The sequence below is a fragment of the Nitrobacter winogradskyi genome, from assembly GCF_006539545.1.
Classification (GTDB): Bacteria; Pseudomonadota; Alphaproteobacteria; order Rhizobiales; family Xanthobacteraceae; genus Nitrobacter; species Nitrobacter winogradskyi_A.
This window is the reverse complement of record NZ_BJNF01000085.1, coordinates 1-14,650: the sequence shown is the minus strand read 5'-3', so window position 1 is coordinate 14,650 and position 14,650 is coordinate 1. Positions and strand designations below refer to the sequence as shown.

Annotated in this window: 15 protein-coding genes; 5 read left to right on the top strand and 10 right to left on the bottom strand. The window is 62.3% G+C overall.

Annotation, left to right across the window (positions count from 1 at the left end; genetic code table 11):
- Positions 1 to 3: 3 nt before the first annotated feature.
- The 6 genes from der to NWI01_RS14680 form a co-directional block, all read right to left on the bottom strand.
- A complete protein-coding gene (gene der / locus NWI01_RS14705) occupies positions 4 to 1,371 on the bottom strand; it encodes a ribosome biogenesis GTPase Der (protein WP_141384729.1) in 1,368 nt (455 codons plus the stop codon).
- Positions 1,372 to 1,484: 113 nt separating this feature from the next.
- Positions 1,485 to 1,994: a hypothetical protein gene (locus NWI01_RS14700; RefSeq protein WP_141384728.1), complete on the bottom strand. Its 510-nt coding sequence runs from the start codon at positions 1,992 to 1,994 to the stop codon at positions 1,485 to 1,487.
- A gap of 39 nt (positions 1,995 to 2,033) precedes the next feature.
- Positions 2,034 to 2,687 carry a tetratricopeptide repeat protein gene (locus NWI01_RS14695; RefSeq protein ID WP_141384727.1) on the bottom strand — a complete coding sequence of 218 codons (654 nt, stop codon included), beginning with the start codon at positions 2,685 to 2,687 and terminating at the stop codon, positions 2,034 to 2,036.
- 268 nt (positions 2,688 to 2,955) lie between these two features.
- Complete coding sequence (locus NWI01_RS14690) at positions 2,956 to 4,764, bottom strand: di-heme-cytochrome C peroxidase (protein WP_141384726.1); 1,809 nt, start codon at positions 4,762 to 4,764, stop codon at positions 2,956 to 2,958.
- A 166-nt stretch (positions 4,765 to 4,930) separates the two neighbouring features.
- Complete coding sequence (gene panB, locus NWI01_RS14685) at positions 4,931 to 5,755, bottom strand: 3-methyl-2-oxobutanoate hydroxymethyltransferase (RefSeq protein ID WP_141384725.1); 825 nt, start codon at positions 5,753 to 5,755, stop codon at positions 4,931 to 4,933.
- A gap of 1 nt (position 5,756) precedes the next feature.
- A complete protein-coding gene (locus NWI01_RS14680; RefSeq protein ID WP_141384724.1) occupies positions 5,757 to 6,341 on the bottom strand; it encodes an NnrU family protein in 585 nt (194 codons plus the stop codon).
- A 184-nt stretch (positions 6,342 to 6,525) separates the two neighbouring features.
- Between NWI01_RS14680 and NWI01_RS14675 the strand changes: the two genes are divergently transcribed.
- Entirely contained in the window at positions 6,526 to 6,825 is a 300-nt protein-coding gene (locus NWI01_RS14675; protein ID WP_244613790.1) for a hypothetical protein, read from the top strand.
- Between the two features lie 54 nt (positions 6,826 to 6,879).
- On the opposite strand, the gene NWI01_RS14670 is transcribed toward NWI01_RS14675, so the two are convergent.
- Positions 6,880 to 8,499, bottom strand: a complete 1,620-nt coding sequence (locus tag NWI01_RS14670) for a peptide chain release factor 3 (protein WP_141384722.1) — start codon at positions 8,497 to 8,499, stop codon at positions 6,880 to 6,882.
- 183 nt (positions 8,500 to 8,682) lie between these two features.
- Between NWI01_RS14670 and sugE the strand changes: the two genes are divergently transcribed.
- A complete protein-coding gene (gene sugE / locus NWI01_RS14665) occupies positions 8,683 to 8,997 on the top strand; it encodes a quaternary ammonium compound efflux SMR transporter SugE (protein ID WP_141384721.1) in 315 nt (104 codons plus the stop codon).
- On the opposite strand, the gene NWI01_RS14660 is transcribed toward sugE, so the two are convergent.
- The 3 genes from NWI01_RS14660 to NWI01_RS14650 form a co-directional block, all read right to left on the bottom strand.
- Positions 8,990 to 9,994, bottom strand: a complete 1,005-nt coding sequence (locus NWI01_RS14660; protein ID WP_141384720.1) for an inorganic phosphate transporter — start codon at positions 9,992 to 9,994, stop codon at positions 8,990 to 8,992. The two genes, sugE and NWI01_RS14660, sit on opposite strands and share 8 nt — an antisense overlap.
- 14 nt (positions 9,995 to 10,008) lie before the next feature.
- Complete coding sequence (locus tag NWI01_RS14655; protein ID WP_141384757.1) at positions 10,009 to 10,653, bottom strand: DUF47 domain-containing protein; 645 nt, start codon at positions 10,651 to 10,653, stop codon at positions 10,009 to 10,011.
- A 199-nt stretch (positions 10,654 to 10,852) separates the two neighbouring features.
- On the bottom strand, positions 10,853 to 11,218 hold the full coding sequence (locus NWI01_RS14650) for an ArsC family reductase (protein ID WP_141384719.1): 366 nt from the start codon (positions 11,216 to 11,218) through the stop codon (positions 10,853 to 10,855).
- A gap of 53 nt (positions 11,219 to 11,271) precedes the next feature.
- On the opposite strand from NWI01_RS14650, the gene NWI01_RS14645 reads away from it, so the two are divergent.
- The 3 genes from NWI01_RS14645 to NWI01_RS14635 all read left to right on the top strand — a co-directional run bounded on the left by NWI01_RS14645 (position 11,272) and on the right by NWI01_RS14635 (position 14,643).
- The gene (locus NWI01_RS14645; protein WP_244613789.1) at positions 11,272 to 11,718 is read left to right on the top strand and encodes a copper uptake system-associated protein; all 447 of its coding nucleotides are present in this window, start codon (positions 11,272 to 11,274) and stop codon (positions 11,716 to 11,718) included.
- Positions 11,719 to 11,856: 138 nt separating this feature from the next.
- On the top strand, positions 11,857 to 13,896 hold the full coding sequence (gene thrS / locus NWI01_RS14640) for a threonine--tRNA ligase (protein WP_141384718.1): 2,040 nt from the start codon (positions 11,857 to 11,859) through the stop codon (positions 13,894 to 13,896).
- A 183-nt stretch (positions 13,897 to 14,079) separates the two neighbouring features.
- On the top strand, positions 14,080 to 14,643 hold the full coding sequence (locus NWI01_RS14635) for a nitroreductase family protein (RefSeq protein WP_141384717.1): 564 nt from the start codon (positions 14,080 to 14,082) through the stop codon (positions 14,641 to 14,643).
- The last annotated feature ends 7 nt before the right edge of the window (positions 14,644 to 14,650 follow it).

Genomic DNA, 14,650 nt, shown 5'->3' with positions numbered 1-14,650 from the left:
TCGCTATGACTTGCGCTTGCGTTTATGCGCGAACGGATTAGCTTTTTCGCGAAGCGTGATTCGGATCGGCGTGCCTGCCAGATCAAAGGTCTCACGCAAGCTGTTGACCAGATAGCGTAGATAAGATTCCGGAACGGCATCCGCCCGCGAACAAAACACCACGAAGCTCGGCGGACGCGCCTTGGTCTGCGTTGCGTAGTTGAGCTTCAGCCGCCGACCGGAGACCGCAGGCGGCGGACTGGCTGCGACCGCCTGCTGAAACCAGCGATTGAGCAACGCCGTTGCGACACGGCGATTCCATACGGCATAGGCGGTTTGGATCGCGGTCATCAGCCCATCAATTCCCTCTCCCGTCAGGCCGGAAATCGCGACCACCGGAGCGCCCCTGACTTGAGGCAGCCAGTGATCGACATCGTTGCGCAGCGAGGCAATCCGCGCCGAACCGCCCTTCATCAAGTCCCATTTGTTCACGGCAATCACGAGCGCGCGGCCTTCGCGCTCGATCAAATCGGCGATGCGGAGATCCTGCTCCTCGAACCTGTTCTGCGCATCCGTCATCAGGACGACAACTTCGGCGAACCTGACGGCGCGCAACGTATCCGCCACCGACAACTTCTCTAGCTTTGCCTCGATCCGCGACCTCCGCCGCAATCCGGCGGTATCGAAGATGCGGAAATCGCGTCCCTTCCAGTTTAGCTCGACCGAGATCGAGTCCCGCGTCGTGCCGGCTTCCGGACTCGTCAGCAGCCGCTCTTCGCTGAGCAGATAATTGATCACGGTCGATTTGCCCGCATTGGGCCGCCCGACAATGGCCACGCGGATCGGCCGCGACATATCGGGCTCGACGATCTCCTCCTCGTCGACCTCTTCCGCCGGCTCCGGCATCACCGAGCGCAAGGCATCATAAAGATCGCCCATGCCTTCGCCGTGCTCGGCGGACACGCCGACCGGATCGCCGAGCCCCAGCGCATAGGATTCCAGCGCGCCAGCGTCGCCGTGCCTGCCCTCGCTCTTGTTGGCGACGAGCACGACCGGCTTGTCGGCGCGGCGCGCGAAATCGGCGAATGAACGATCCGTTGGCGTGAGGCCCGCGCGCGCGTCGAACACGAACATCAGCGCATCGGCGGCTGCAATCGCGGCCTCGGTCTGCTCCTGCATGCGCGCCGTCAGAGACCCGCGCGGCCCCTCGTCGAGGCCGGCGGTGTCGATCACCGTGAAATCGAGATCGCCGAGACGCGCCTGCCCCTCGCGGCGATCTCGCGTCACGCCCGGCTCGTCGTCAACCAGCGCCAGCTTCTGCCCCACCAGACGGTTGAACAGCGTCGATTTTCCGACGTTCGGACGGCCTATGATGGCAATGGTGAAAGACATCGACGCTCCGCACCCGCTCTATAGCGTTTTCGAGCGAAGTGAAATCCGGTTAGCCGGATAATGCTCAAGGGCGGCGTCTCAATACCAGTGTTTCAGCAGCACCGATACCGCTGTCAGCGCGAGAAGCTGCCGCTGGGCAGCGGAGCCGGGAATGGCGACGCTGCAGCCGGCTCGGACGGCGGCGCGGCGGGCGGCGGCGGCTCGGCCTGCCGCGTTGGGGGAGCTTCTTCCTTTGGCAGGGACGTGGCCCGGCGATGAACGAGACGCTTGGGCTTGCGGGGTGCAGCGGCTGTGGGAGCATCGGCCGCTGTGGCGCGACGAGACGAGCTGTCCGCCGCGCCCTGGCGTCGCGTCAGCTCTGATTCATCGGGCGGCGCCGCAGCCTGCTCCTGCTGAAGCCCGACATCACCCTTGTAGAGATCCTTCGGCACACCCTGCTCGATACCCGGAACACCATTCGGGAAAACCGGCTGGCGGTTACCCGGCATCTTCTTCTTGGTGTCGAGGAAATTGAGCATATCGGTCGGATCCCAATTGTTCAGACCACCACCACCGCAACCGGCCAGCATGCCGCACAGCGAGATCAGAACGGCGACAGTCAACAGACGTTCCGAGCGGCGCATCGACGGTTTCTCGTTCAAACTTGACTTCGGCACGCCTGTTCAGCTCTTCGCAACCGGCGGCAGCAAGGCTTGCAGGGCTTCGGCGCGACTGCGCAGGCTGGACGGGGTCTGGCCATCCTCGCTGATCATATCAAGCCACTTCCGCGCCGCCGTGGCGTCGTCGGAACGCCAGGCGGATAACGCCAGAAGCTCCCGCGCGCTATGGCGGAACGTCGCCTCGGGCGCAGCCGCCGATTCGAGCCGCTGCAGCATGTTGTTGTAGGTCTCGGCGTCCACCAGCAAGGCGGCGGCGCGCACCCGCGCGAAATCGCGCTCGACGCTGCTGAATCCACCCTCGGTGGCGATCGCGTCATACAATTTCACCGCAGCATTGATATCATGCTTGGCGGCTTCCGCGGCGGCGCGAAGCCGCGACAGATTACGATATCCGAGAGGCGCGGTCTCCGCCAGTTTGGCGAAAGCCGCCTCGGCTTCGGCATGCTTGTTCTGATCGGCCAACGCAGCAGCCGCTTCAAAGGCTGAACTGGCCTCGGCGGCCTTCTGGGTCTGGAGATATTGGTATCCACGCCAGCCGCCGACAGCGACGAGCGCGAGTATGACGGCGGCAATGATGAGCGCCGAATACTGGCCCCAGACTTTCTTGAGTCGCTCGCGACGGAGCTCATCATCAATTTCACTATATATTTCAGTCACTTATAGTCGCCCCAATTCCGCAAACGTCAAGCGCCGCGCGGCGCGTAACCCACCATGTCGGCTGCGGTATCGTAGCGATATGGCACCGACAAGGCAAAAGCGAACCTGATCGGCTCGATCACGATGGTTTTGGATCGAATCGATCCAAAACCATAAACGTGATCTTGTTTTGACGCGTCCTCTTCACGCGAACCGGATTCCATCCTCGGGTCAACCCCGAGGACGTGTTTCGCTGGAAAACGCTACAATGGCGAAGCAGGCCAACCGTTCAAAGCGTTTTCAGATATTCGAGAAGCGCTTTCTTGTCGGTGTCCGGCAGACTCGTCCCGAACTCGTGGCCGCAACGGCTGTTGCCGGAATTCAGATCGTCGCAACCGGTCGTTTCGCGAAAGTTACCGGCCTGGGTCTGGTTGGCGGCAATGCCGATGTTATTCACGTCATAGTCGGGACCGATCGCAAAACGCTGCTGCCGCTGGCTTGCAGGCTTGAGCAGTTCGGCAAGACTTGCGACCGAACCATTGTGCAGGTATGGCGCGGCCGCCCAGATACCGTAGAGAACCCGCGATTCATACGCGCCCTTCGGAGGTGCGGGAGTTGCGGCATCCGTGTTCGAGCTTCCGGCACCCATGTCCAGTCGAAGACGGGTTTCAGGAGTTGCAGCGGCTTCAGGGAACCTGAATGCACCCGGCAAATCCTGCAAGACAGCCGGGAGTTGAGTGGCGTCGACGGGCTGAGGTGCGCCCGGCGCGGCCTCTGACTGAACGGAGGCCCCGAGAGCGCGTGGAGAGGCGCCTTTCGAAAAGCTCAGGACATGCTCTCCGATCGTGCCGATCACCGAGGTCGAAAGAATGTTGAACGCGAGGTCGGTTTCTTTCAGAGGCTTGGTCGCGAACGGAATGTAGGCGCCTTTCAGCACGCCCGATTTGGCCGTCCATCCCAGGATATCGTACTCACGCGTGTCCGTCCCGACGTTCTGAATTGGTGTTGCCCAGGTCTTTTGAAAGGGGAAACGCTCCTTGCCGGCTTTCTGGCCATGGCATTCCTGGCAGCCGCCGTCAGCAGCCGCCCGTTCAAAGACAGTCTTGCCCTTGGCCGCGAGCGTCGCATCGACGGACCATGGCCATTTCGGCGGCCCGATCTTCTTTGCAAGATCCTCAAGCTTTTGCAGCCCGTCGAAATTCACCGAGTTGTTGTTCAGGAAGTCGATGAACAGGCCGTCGCGCGTCGGCTGGAAGTTGCCGAAAACGCCCATCACCTCGCCGACATTCCGAGCCAGCCCGAGGATATCGCTCCCGTTATCAGCAAAGCCCGGCCATTGCGTCTTGTCCTGCTTGGGTGCGTTCCAGAGGAAAGGATAGCGTACCGGCGCGTCGGCTCTGTGAATGTTCTCCGGGATCAGAAAGGTCGGCTCGGGGCCGATGCCCAACCCCGTCACGCGATTGAAGATCATGCCGACCGCATCGAGGCGTCCCAATCCCCAGCCAGGGTTCGGAAGGGACCGATCCACAATGGCGTGATAGCGAACGTACCATGCGTCCACGTCGCTCCGCAGAGCGGCGATCTTATCGCTATCAGGCTTGGGCGTCTGAAGGACAGACGCCGCGAATGCCTTGAACGCGGCATCATCGGATGTTGCCCGCGCCATCGCTTTGTCGAGGTCGCTCAGAAACGCCTGGAAATCGACGAGAGCCGGCCCTCCGTCGATGCGATACTGCCGGTCCGCGACCTTGATCTGGCGCGTGTGACAGGCGGAGCACGTCATCCCGACGACCTTCGCGCCGGTCGGCCCGGACGCGTAGAATCCCACCGGAAGCTCCGCTGAAGCATCGAGAGCCGGCAGGTATCCGTACCTTGTCAAACCGTCGGAGAGAAAGGGAGCGCCGTCAGCTTGCTTGAGCGCCTTGAACCACGCCCACGGAATGAGGCGCGAACCCTGATCGCGCGTGTAGAAATCGCTTCGGCTGGACATATCCCAGGCCGCACCCTGGTCGGTGAATACGGGACCGGAGTCATCGGCAAAGGACGGTGTGACAAGGGGGAAATTCAAAAGGGCGAGGGCCAGAATAAGGGTTCGCATCTGTGCTCCGAGCGTACAGCCGTTTGTGGGCTGTCGTGTTGTTGTTCAACGCGCCGCCTGCTGGCGGCAGGCGTACTTTGCACGGATAACGTGTTCTCGCAACAGTTGCGGCAATCAGAAAATTCTAGTCAAGCGATCGTAAAGTTGAGGGATTCGAGTCGGCCCCCTAACTTTTCGGCTTCATGGCATAAACGTGCTCCGGGCCAGGAAAGGCGCGGCTGCGCACGTCGCGCGCATAGCCCTCGATCGCGGCCTCGATCATGGGGCCGAGTTCGCCATAGCGCCGGACGAATTTCGGCGCGCGCGGCGACAGGCCCAGCATGTCCTCCAGCACCAGCACCTGACCGTCGCAGGCGGGACTGGCTCCGATGCCGATCGTAGGGATCGCGACTGTTTCCGTGATCCTGCGCGCCAAAGGCTCCGCGACGGCTTCGATCACCATCGAGAATGCGCCGGCTTCCGCGACGGCGCGCGCATCATCCTCGAGCGGCTGCCATGTCCCTTCCTCGCGTCCCTGCGCGCGAAACGAGCCCAGCGTGTTGATCGATTGCGGCGTCAGGCCGACATGCCCCATCACGGGAATCCCGCGCGCGGAAAGAAACGCGATGGTCTCCGCCATCTTCACGCCGCCTTCGAGCTTCACCGCGCCGCAAAGCGTCTCCTTGAGAATACGCGCGGCGGAATGAAACGCCTGCTCCTTCGAGGCTTCGTAGGAGCCGAACGGCATGTCCACCACGACCAGCGCCTGTTGCGATCCGCGCATCACCGCGCGGCCCTGCAGGATCATCATGTCGAGCGTGACCGGCACGGTGGTCTCGAAACCGTGCATCACGTTGCCCAGGCTGTCGCCGACCAGAATGACGTCGCAGTAACGATCGACCAGCGCCGCGGTATGAGCGTGATACGAGGTCAGCATCACGATCGGATCGCCGTTCTTGCGAGCGCGAATGTCCGGTGCCGTCCTGCGCCTGATGGCCGACTGGACCGACATGCTACGCTCCGAAGACGGGAACACCGAGGACGAAAGGATGGAAAAGAGCGCCGATCGCGACATAAACGACGATGCCGACGACAATGGCGATCACGTCGTTGCGAACCCCGCCGACCGGAATCGGCAGGCCGCCCGGATCCGAGCGGTGCTTAAGCGAGATGCGGTCGATAACCGCCCACGCCAGGATCGATCCGAACAGGATGATCGAGCCGAGGTCGCCGTTGGCGAGCAGATGCGCCGTCGCCCACAGTTTGATCCCTACCAGCATCGGATGCTTCAGCTTCGCATAGATGCGGCCGCGGATATAGGACGCGACCACAAGAATGATGGATGGCAGGATCAGCGCTTCGGCGATGTGCTTCATCACGCGCGGCGGATACCAGACGTCGATCACGCCGGTGGCGCGATAACTCAGAAATCCCCAAAGGGTCAGCGCGACGCCAACAGCCGATATCAGCGAGAACCCGATCTTGTACGGCCCTTCGCCATAGGACGAGATCAGCCGCGCGCGAAACTCGCGCCGTGTCACGACGAGATGCACGCCGAGGGACAGAACAAGGCCAGCAATCATCACCAATAGTCCCATCGTATCCTCCTGTGTGCACTGGTCCCCGATTAACACCCTTGATGAGTTTCAGGCAACACGGCGCAAGAACGGGGGCAAACATGTTTTCGTCGCAACAACACCCCGCAATCACCTTGAATGACTGGGAACGCGGGCGGTCGATCGCGGTTATCGCCGCTCCACCAACCAGATGGAGCATACGCAAATGAACCTCAGACTTCTCGCCGCCGCCGCTGCCGTCACGGCCTTCGGAATTGCGGGAGCCCAGGCTCAGCAGCCCTCGCCTTACGGCCAGACGCAGCAGAACGACAGCGTCCGTGGCAGCGCGGGAGCGTCCGGATCGGCGCATACCCAGAAAGTTCATCCGAGAGGATCGGCTAAAGGCACGGTCGGCGCGGCTCCAGGGCGTGGCAACGTCGACGCAGGCGCCGCCGGATCGATGGATGCAGCACCGCCGCCGGCAGGCATCAACGGCGCCCCCCGCCCCGGCGGCCCGATGCGCTAACCCTTCACTTTTCAAAACGGCCGGTCCCGCACCGGCCGTTTTCGTCAGGTGAAATCATGACGTCTTCTTCACGTCCTTGACGCTGGAAAAAACGATGCCTTCGGCGCGCTCTCGCGTATAGCCAAGATAGAATTCGTTCTTGGCCAAAAACACCGGATCGCCGTCGACATCATCCGCAACGCCGGAGCCGTTGGCGGCAATGAAGACATCGAGCTTCTTGCGGTCGTCTGATGAAATCCAGCGCGCGAGCTGAAACTCGCAGACCTCGAAATCCACCGGCAGCGAATATTCGGCATCGAGGCGCGCCTTCAGTACGTCGAGCTGCAACATCCCGACGACGCCGACCAGCGCGGGCGCTCCGTCGCGCGGGCGGAAAACCTGCACCACGCCCTCCTCCGACATCTGCTGCAGAGCTTCCTTCAGTTTCTTCGCCTTCATCGCATCGGTCAGCCGCACGCGACGGACGATTTCCGGCGCGAACGAGGGCACTCCGACGAAAGTGACATCCTCGCCTTCGGTCAGGGTGTCGCCGATCCGCAAGGTGCCGTGATTGGGAATGCCGACCACGTCGCCGGCGAACGCCTCGTCCGCGATGGCGCGATCCTGCGCAAAAAAGAACTGCGGCGAGGACAGCGGCATCGGCTTGCCGGTCCGCACCAGCTTCGCCTTCATGCCGCGCGTCAGCTTGCCGGAACACAGGCGCGCGAAGGCGATGCGATCGCGATGGTTGGGATCCATGTTCGCCTGGATCTTGAACACGAAGGCGGTCATGCGCGGCTCGTCGGCCTCGACCTTGCGCAGGTTGGACTCCTGCGCGCGCGGCGGAGGCGCGAATTTTCCGAGCCCCTCCAGAAGGTCGCCGACGCCGAAATTGCGCAACGCCGAGCCGAAGTAGACCGGCGTCAGATGCCCCTCGCGAAATGCCTCGAGTTCGAAAGGCTTGCAGGCTTCGGTGGCCAGCGCCAGTTCCTCCCTGATCTCATCGACATTCAGGTTGGCGTTGCGCGTGGCGAGATCGGCGATGTCGATCCGTTCAGCCGCGCCGGTCTTGGCGCCGCCGCCGTCGAGCAGGCGAATGCCGCCGGTCGCGATATCGTAGGTGCCGAGAAAATCGCGGCCGCGCCCGACCGGCCAGGTCATCGGAGTGGTATCGAGCGCCAGCGTCTTTTCGATCTCGTCCAGCAGATCGAAGGTGTCGCGACTCTCACGGTCCATCTTGTTGATGAAGGTGACGATCGGGATATCGCGCAGCCGGCAGACCTCGAACAGCTTCCGGGTGCGGGCCTCGATGCCCTTGGCCGCGTCAATCACCATGACGGCGGAATCCACCGCGGTCAGGGTGCGGTAGGTGTCCTCGGAAAAGTCCTCGTGACCCGGCGTATCCAGCAGATTGAACACCCGGCCATCGAACTCGAAGGTCATCACGGAAGTGACCACCGAGATACCGCGGTCACGTTCGATCTTCATCCAGTCCGACCGGGTATTGCGGCGCTCCCCCTTCGCCTTGACCTGTCCGGCGAGATTGATGGCGCCACCGAACAGCAGCAGCTTTTCCGTCAGCGTGGTCTTGCCGGCGTCCGGGTGCGAGATAATCGCGAAGGTGCGCCGGCGCGCGACTTCCGCCGCCAGCGGCGAGGCAGGTGTCGATTCGGTCTTTAAGGCGAGATCGGGCATCAGCGAGCTGTGTGGCAGGGAAAATCGGCCGGATCAAGGGGATTTGCATCCCCTGCCCGGACCCAGCCGGATGCTTGCCGAACGCCTCCGCCCGCCCCATATCAGGGCTGCGGAAGGACGACCTCCCGTATCCCACACAACCACGCGCGGGGACGGCCCTGCCTCATGACTTGGGAGGGCCGCATGGCATGGCTCTTGTTGTTCGCCGCCGGATTGATGGAAATCGGCTGGGCGATCGGCCTCAAATACACGGAAGGGTTCACGCGGCTGGTGCCGTCCGTACTGACACTGACGGCCATGGCGATCAGCCTGGGTTTGCTCGGACTTGCGCTCAAGACGCTTCCGATCGGCACCGCCTACGCGATCTGGACCGGCATCGGCGCGGTCGGAACCGCGATCCTCGGCATCATGCTGTTCGACGACCCGGCAACGCTGGCGCGGCTGGCCTGCATCGGCCTCATCGTCGCCGGCATCGCCGGGCTGAAGCTCGTTACCTGACGATCGCCACCGCCCAATAGGCCAGCGCGGCGACGATCGCCGATGCGGGGATGGTGATGACCCACGCATAGACGATGGAGCTCGCAACGTTCCAGCGCACCGCCGACACGCGCCGCGCCGCGCCAACGCCGACAATGGAGCCGGTGATGGTGTGGGTCGTTGATACCGGAACGCCGAGGAACGTCGCCATGAACAGCGTCGCCGCGCCGCCGGTCTCCGCGCAGAAGCCCTGCATCGGCGTCAGCTTGGTGATGCGCAGCCCCATTGTCCGCACGATCCGCCAGCCGCCCATCAGCGTCCCCAGCGCCATCGCGGCCTGACAGGACAGCACCACCCAGAACGGTACGCTGAACTCGCTGCCGAGGTAACCTTGCGAGAACAGCAGCACCGCGATGATGCCCATGGTTTTTTGCGCGTCGTTGCCGCCATGACCCAGCGAATAAAGCGAGGCTGAAAAGAACTGCAAAATGCGGAATGCGCGATCGACCGCGAACGGCGTCGAACGCACCGACAGCCACGAGACGATCGCGACCAGCACGAGCGCCAGAAGAAAACCGACCACCGGCGACAATACGATCGCCAGCAGCGCCTTCGACAGACCACCCCAGACCGCCGCCGAAAGGCCCGCCTTGGCGACGCCGCCGCCGACCAGACCGCCGATCAGCGCGTGCGAACTGCTCGACGGAATCCCCAGTCCCCACGTCACCAGATTCCACACGATGGCGCCCACTAGCGCCGCGAAGATCACCTGCGCATCGATCACGTTCGGATCTATGATTCCGGTGCCGATGGTATTGGCGACGTGCAGCCCGAATACCAGGAACGCGATGAAATTAAAGAACGCCGCCCAGATCACCGCGTATTGCGGTCGCAACACCCGGGTCGAGACGATGGTCGCGATCGAATTCGCGGCGTCGTGCAGCCCGTTCAGGAAATCGAACAGCAGCGCGACGGCGATCAGGCCAACGAGGACCGGAAGAGCAAGCATGGCGTCCACGGCGCGGTCCTGCCCTATACCTGCTCGATGACGATGCTGCTGATCTCGTTGGCGACGTCGTCGAAGCGATCGGCAACCTTCTCCAGGTGATCATAGATCTCGGCACCGACGATGAAGTCCATGGCGTTGGCGTTGCGGTGCTTCAGAAAAAGCTCCTTCAGGCCGATATCATGCAGATCATCGACACGGCCTTCCAGCTTGCCCAACTCCTCGGTAATCGCCATTAGCATGGCGACGTTGTTGCTGATCGACTCCAGCAGCGGCAGCGCGCGATGGACCAGATTGGCGCATTCCACGATCAGCGAGCCTATCTCGCGCATCGGCGGCTCGAAGCTGCGCACCTCGAACAACACCACGGCCTTCGCCGTCTGCTGCATCTGGTCGATGGCGTCATCCATCGAAGTGATGAGATTCTTGATGTCGACGCGGTCGAACGGCGTGATGAAGGTGCGCCGGACCGCTGTCAGCACCTCGCGCGTGATGCCGTCCGCATCGTTCTCGAGCTGACTGACCCGCTGGCAGAAAGCCGGTGTTTCTTCGCCACCCTTCAGCATTCCCTGAAGCGCTTCCGCCCCAAGCATGACCGTCTGCGAATGGCGGGAAAACAGATCAAAGAAGCGTTCCTCTTTCGGCAGAAAGAACCGGAACAAGCGCAGCAGCATCACAGTATCCACTTTGCAGACAAGAACCGGCCGCCAGTCCGGATCACGAGGATGTCATAAACCATTTCCGGCAAAGGTGGGCAATCAGCATCGCAACCGGCGGAATCATCCACCGGTTTTGTCGGCCTCCACCCGATGAGGGATTGACAACGGGTACGAATATCCGGACAGCGCGACGGAATCTATCGAGGCTGCGCTATCGCCTCGTCTTGGGCGACCGAAGCTGCTCTTCATAGATCTCCGGCTTGAATCCGACGAGCAGCTTGTCGCCGGCCTCAAGCACCGGCCGTTTGATCATCGAGGGCTGGCTCATCATCAGGGCCAATGCCCTGACTTCCGTCAGTCCCGCCTTTTCCGCATCCGGCAATTTGCGAAACGTGGTGCCCGCGCGGTTGAGCAATGCTTCCCAGCCGAGCTTCGCGGCCCATCCCTTGAGCCGGACACCATCAATGCCGGCCGTCTTGTAGTCGTGAAAGTCATAGGTGATGCCATGATCGTCGAGCCAGGCGCGCGCTTTCTTCATGGTGTCACAGTTCTTGATGCCGTAGATGGTGGTGGTCAACGCAAGGCTCTCCGGAGATTGCTGTCGTGAAGCGAATGTATAAGGAGATTTCAGTGCCGACGAAACTGTTTGCCGCGCTCATCATCCTTTGGAGCCTCACCGGATCGGCGGCCGCGGGGCCTGACGAGGACGCCGTGCGCGATCTGCTCCATTCGACCTTCGACAAGCCGGAAGCAAAGCTGGACGTCGCGCCCGTGGTCGCCGTGGCGGGCTACGCCATTGCGGGTTGGACGCAGGGCGAGACAGGCGGGCGCGCCCTGCTCCGAAACCGGAACGGGCGCTGGGCCATCATCCTCTGCGCGGGAGACGAAATCAGGAACGCCGAGGCTTTGCGGCAGGCCGGCATTGCTCCCGACGTCGCAAACACGCTCGCTCAGGCGCTGGCGAATGCCGAGCAAACAGTTCCGGCTGACCGGCTTGCGATGTTTGCGCGGTTCGAGGGGCTGGTGCGGATGGACGAGGTGGGTAACCATCCCCCCGTCCATGATCGGGCGCACTGACCAGGAACGAAGCCCGCTCCCTCTCCGGGATCCGGCGGCCGCTGGCCTTCACGGGTTGCAAGCCGCAAATCGGCTGCTATACCGCAGCATCCCGCTTACCTGCGCTCGTTCGCAGGAGTGAGCCACAGGAGAGAGTGAATGTCCGACAAACAAGACCCCGCCGGATTCCGGTACGGCCTCGCCAACCTGAAGCCCGTCTCACCCACCGACAACGTCATCCTCACCTTCCCCGATGGCGCGACGCGCGAATTCCCGAAGAACACCACCGGCCTTGAAATCGCCAAGGGGATCTCGCCGTCGCTGGCCAAGCGCACGGTGGCCATGGCGCTCGACGGCATCGTCAGCGATCTCGCCGACCCGATCGAACAGGACGCCACAATCGAATTCATCAGCCGCGACGACCCTCGCGCGCTGGAACTGATCCGTCATGACGCCGCGCATGTGCTGGCGGAAGCCGTGCAGACATTGTGGCCGGGCACGCAGGTCACCATCGGTCCGGTGATCGAGAACGGCTTCTATTACGACTTCTTCCGCAACGAGCCGTTCTCGGTCGAGGATTTCGCCGCGATCGAGAAGAAGATGCGTGAAATCATCGCGCGCGACCAGCCTTTCACCAGGGATGTATGGGATCGCGAGAAGACCAAGCAGGTGTTTCGCGACAAGGGCGAGGCCTTCAAGGTCGAACTCGTCGACGCCATCCCCGGCAACGAGCCGATCAAGATCTACTACCAGGGCGACTGGTTCGATCTCTGCCGCGGCCCGCACATGACCTCGACCGGCAAGATCGGCAACGCGTTCAAGCTGATGAAGGTGGCCGGCGCTTACTGGCGCGGCGACAGCAACAATCCGATGCTGACGCGCATCTACGGCACCGCCTTCGCGAACCAGGCGGCTCTCGACGCTTACCTCAAACAGATCGAGGAAGCCGAGAAGCGCGACCATCGAAAGCTCGGCCGCGAACTCGACCTGTTCCACTTCCAGGAGGAAGGTCCGGGCGTGGTGTTCTGGCACGCCAGGGGTTGGACCATCTTCCAGGCCGTGATCGCCTACATGCGCCGGCGGCTCGCGGAAGATTATGACGAGGTCAACGCGCCGCAGATGCTCGACAAGTCGCTCTGGGAGACCTCGGGACATTGGGAATGGTATCGCGAGAACATGTTCGCGGCGCAGTCGGCCGGCGATGAAGCCGAGGACAAGCGCTGGTTCACGATCAAGCCAATGAATTGTCCCGGCCATGTGCAACTCTTCAAGCACGGGCTCAAAAGCTACCGCGACCTGCCGCTGCGGCTCGCCGAGTTCGGCGTCGTGCATCGCTACGAGCCCTCAGGCGCAATGCACGGCCTGATGCGCGTGCGCGGCTTTACCCAGGACGACGCGCATGTTTTCTGCACCGAGGAGCAACTCGCCGACGAGTGCCTCAAGATCAACGAGCTGATCTTGTCGACCTATGCCGATTTCGGCTTCGACGGTGAATTGACGGTGAAGCTCTCGACGCGCCCCGACAAGCGCGTGGGCTCGGACGCGGCGTGGGATCACGCCGAAGCGGTGATGGCGGATGTCCTCAAGCGCATCGCCGCGTCGAACAACCGTATCAAGACCGAGACCAACCCCGGCGAGGGTGCGTTCTACGGGCCGAAGTTCGAGTACGTGCTGCGCGACGCCATCGGCCGCGACTGGCAGTGCGGCACGACACAGGTGGACTTCAATCTGCCAGAGCGGTTCGGCGCCTTCTACATCGACGCGGACGGCGGCAAGAAGGCGCCGGTGATGGTGCATCGCGCGATCTGCGGATCGATCGAGCGATTCATCGGCATCCTGATCGAGCACTTTGCCGGCCACTTTCCGCTCTGGCTCGCGCCGGTGCAGGCGGTCGTCACCACCATTACGTCGGATGGCGATGAATACGCGAAAGTGGTCGCTGCCGCCGCGCGGCGCGCGGGGCTTCGCGTCGAACTGGACCTGCGCAATGAGAAGATCAACTACAAGGTGCGAGAGCACTCGCTGGCGAAGATCCCCGCTTTGCTCGTTGTCGGCAAGAAGGAAGCCGAGACTCAATCGGTGTCCATCCGCCGTTTGGGTAGCGACGGCCAGAAGGTGATGCCAACCGGCGAGGCCATTGCCGCGCTCGTAGCGGAAGCCGTTCCGCCGGATATCCAACGCAGCAGGACAGCGCCCTAAAGCATTATCGCTTCTGATTGAATCAGAAGCGGGGCTCTATAATATTGTTTTGACGCGTTTTCTTCACGCGAACCGATGCCCACTTCGCTCGAAAACGCTATAGCGGCTCGTAACCAACCGATCACCATCGCGTCGCCTCTCGTACGAACCGAGCAGACGGCAGCAAGTTCAACGAAAGCAGCTATGTCCGATATCATCGACTTTCTACGTACACGCCGATCGGTCAAGCCGCGAGAGATGACCGGGCCGGGTCCCTCGCCTGAAGAGATCGAGACCATTCTCACCATCGGCTCGCGCGTCCCCGATCACGGCAAGATCGTGCCGTGGCGGTTCATCGTGTTCGAAGGCGATGGACGCGTCCGCGCCGGCGATGTCATCGCCCGCGTCTACGCGCGCAAAAATCCATCGGCTCCACAGGAAGAAATCGAAATCGAAAAGCGCCAACTCATGGAGGCGCCGCTGGTGATCGGCGTGGTGAGCTGCATCAAGCCGCATCCGAAAGTGCCGTCGTGGGAACAGGTTCTATCGGCGGGCGCAAGCGCCATGAACATCGTCACGGCGGTCACCGCGCTCGGCTATGGTGCGAACTGGCTGACAGGCTGGTTCGCCTACGATCGCGACATACTCGACGGCCTCGGTTTGAAGCCGGACGAAAGATTCGCGGGCTTTATCCACATCGGCACGCCAACCAAACCCAGCAAGGATCGGCCTCGCCCAACGCTGTCTGAGATCGTTTCGCGATTCTAGAGCGGCC

Excerpts from the sequence above, each read along its gene's own strand:
- der (WP_141384729.1), bottom strand. The coding sequence starts at position 1,371 with ATGTCTTTCACCATTGCCATCATAGGCCGTCCGAACGTCGGAAAATCG.
- NWI01_RS14700 (WP_141384728.1), bottom strand. The coding sequence starts at position 1,994 with ATGCGCCGCTCGGAACGTCTGTTGACTGTCGCCGTTCTGATCTCGCTG.
- NWI01_RS14690 (WP_141384726.1), bottom strand. The coding sequence starts at position 4,764 with ATGCGAACCCTTATTCTGGCCCTCGCCCTTTTGAATTTCCCCCTTGTC.
- panB (WP_141384725.1), bottom strand. The coding sequence starts at position 5,755 with ATGTCGGTCCAGTCGGCCATCAGGCGCAGGACGGCACCGGACATTCGC.
- NWI01_RS14680 (WP_141384724.1), bottom strand. The coding sequence starts at position 6,341 with ATGGGACTATTGGTGATGATTGCTGGCCTTGTTCTGTCCCTCGGCGTG.
- NWI01_RS14675 (WP_244613790.1), top strand. The coding sequence starts at position 6,526 with ATGAACCTCAGACTTCTCGCCGCCGCCGCTGCCGTCACGGCCTTCGGA.
- NWI01_RS14670 (WP_141384722.1), bottom strand. The coding sequence starts at position 8,499 with ATGCCCGATCTCGCCTTAAAGACCGAATCGACACCTGCCTCGCCGCTG.
- sugE (WP_141384721.1), top strand. The coding sequence starts at position 8,683 with ATGGCATGGCTCTTGTTGTTCGCCGCCGGATTGATGGAAATCGGCTGG.
- thrS (WP_141384718.1), top strand. The coding sequence starts at position 11,857 with ATGTCCGACAAACAAGACCCCGCCGGATTCCGGTACGGCCTCGCCAAC.
- NWI01_RS14635 (WP_141384717.1), top strand. The coding sequence starts at position 14,080 with ATGTCCGATATCATCGACTTTCTACGTACACGCCGATCGGTCAAGCCG.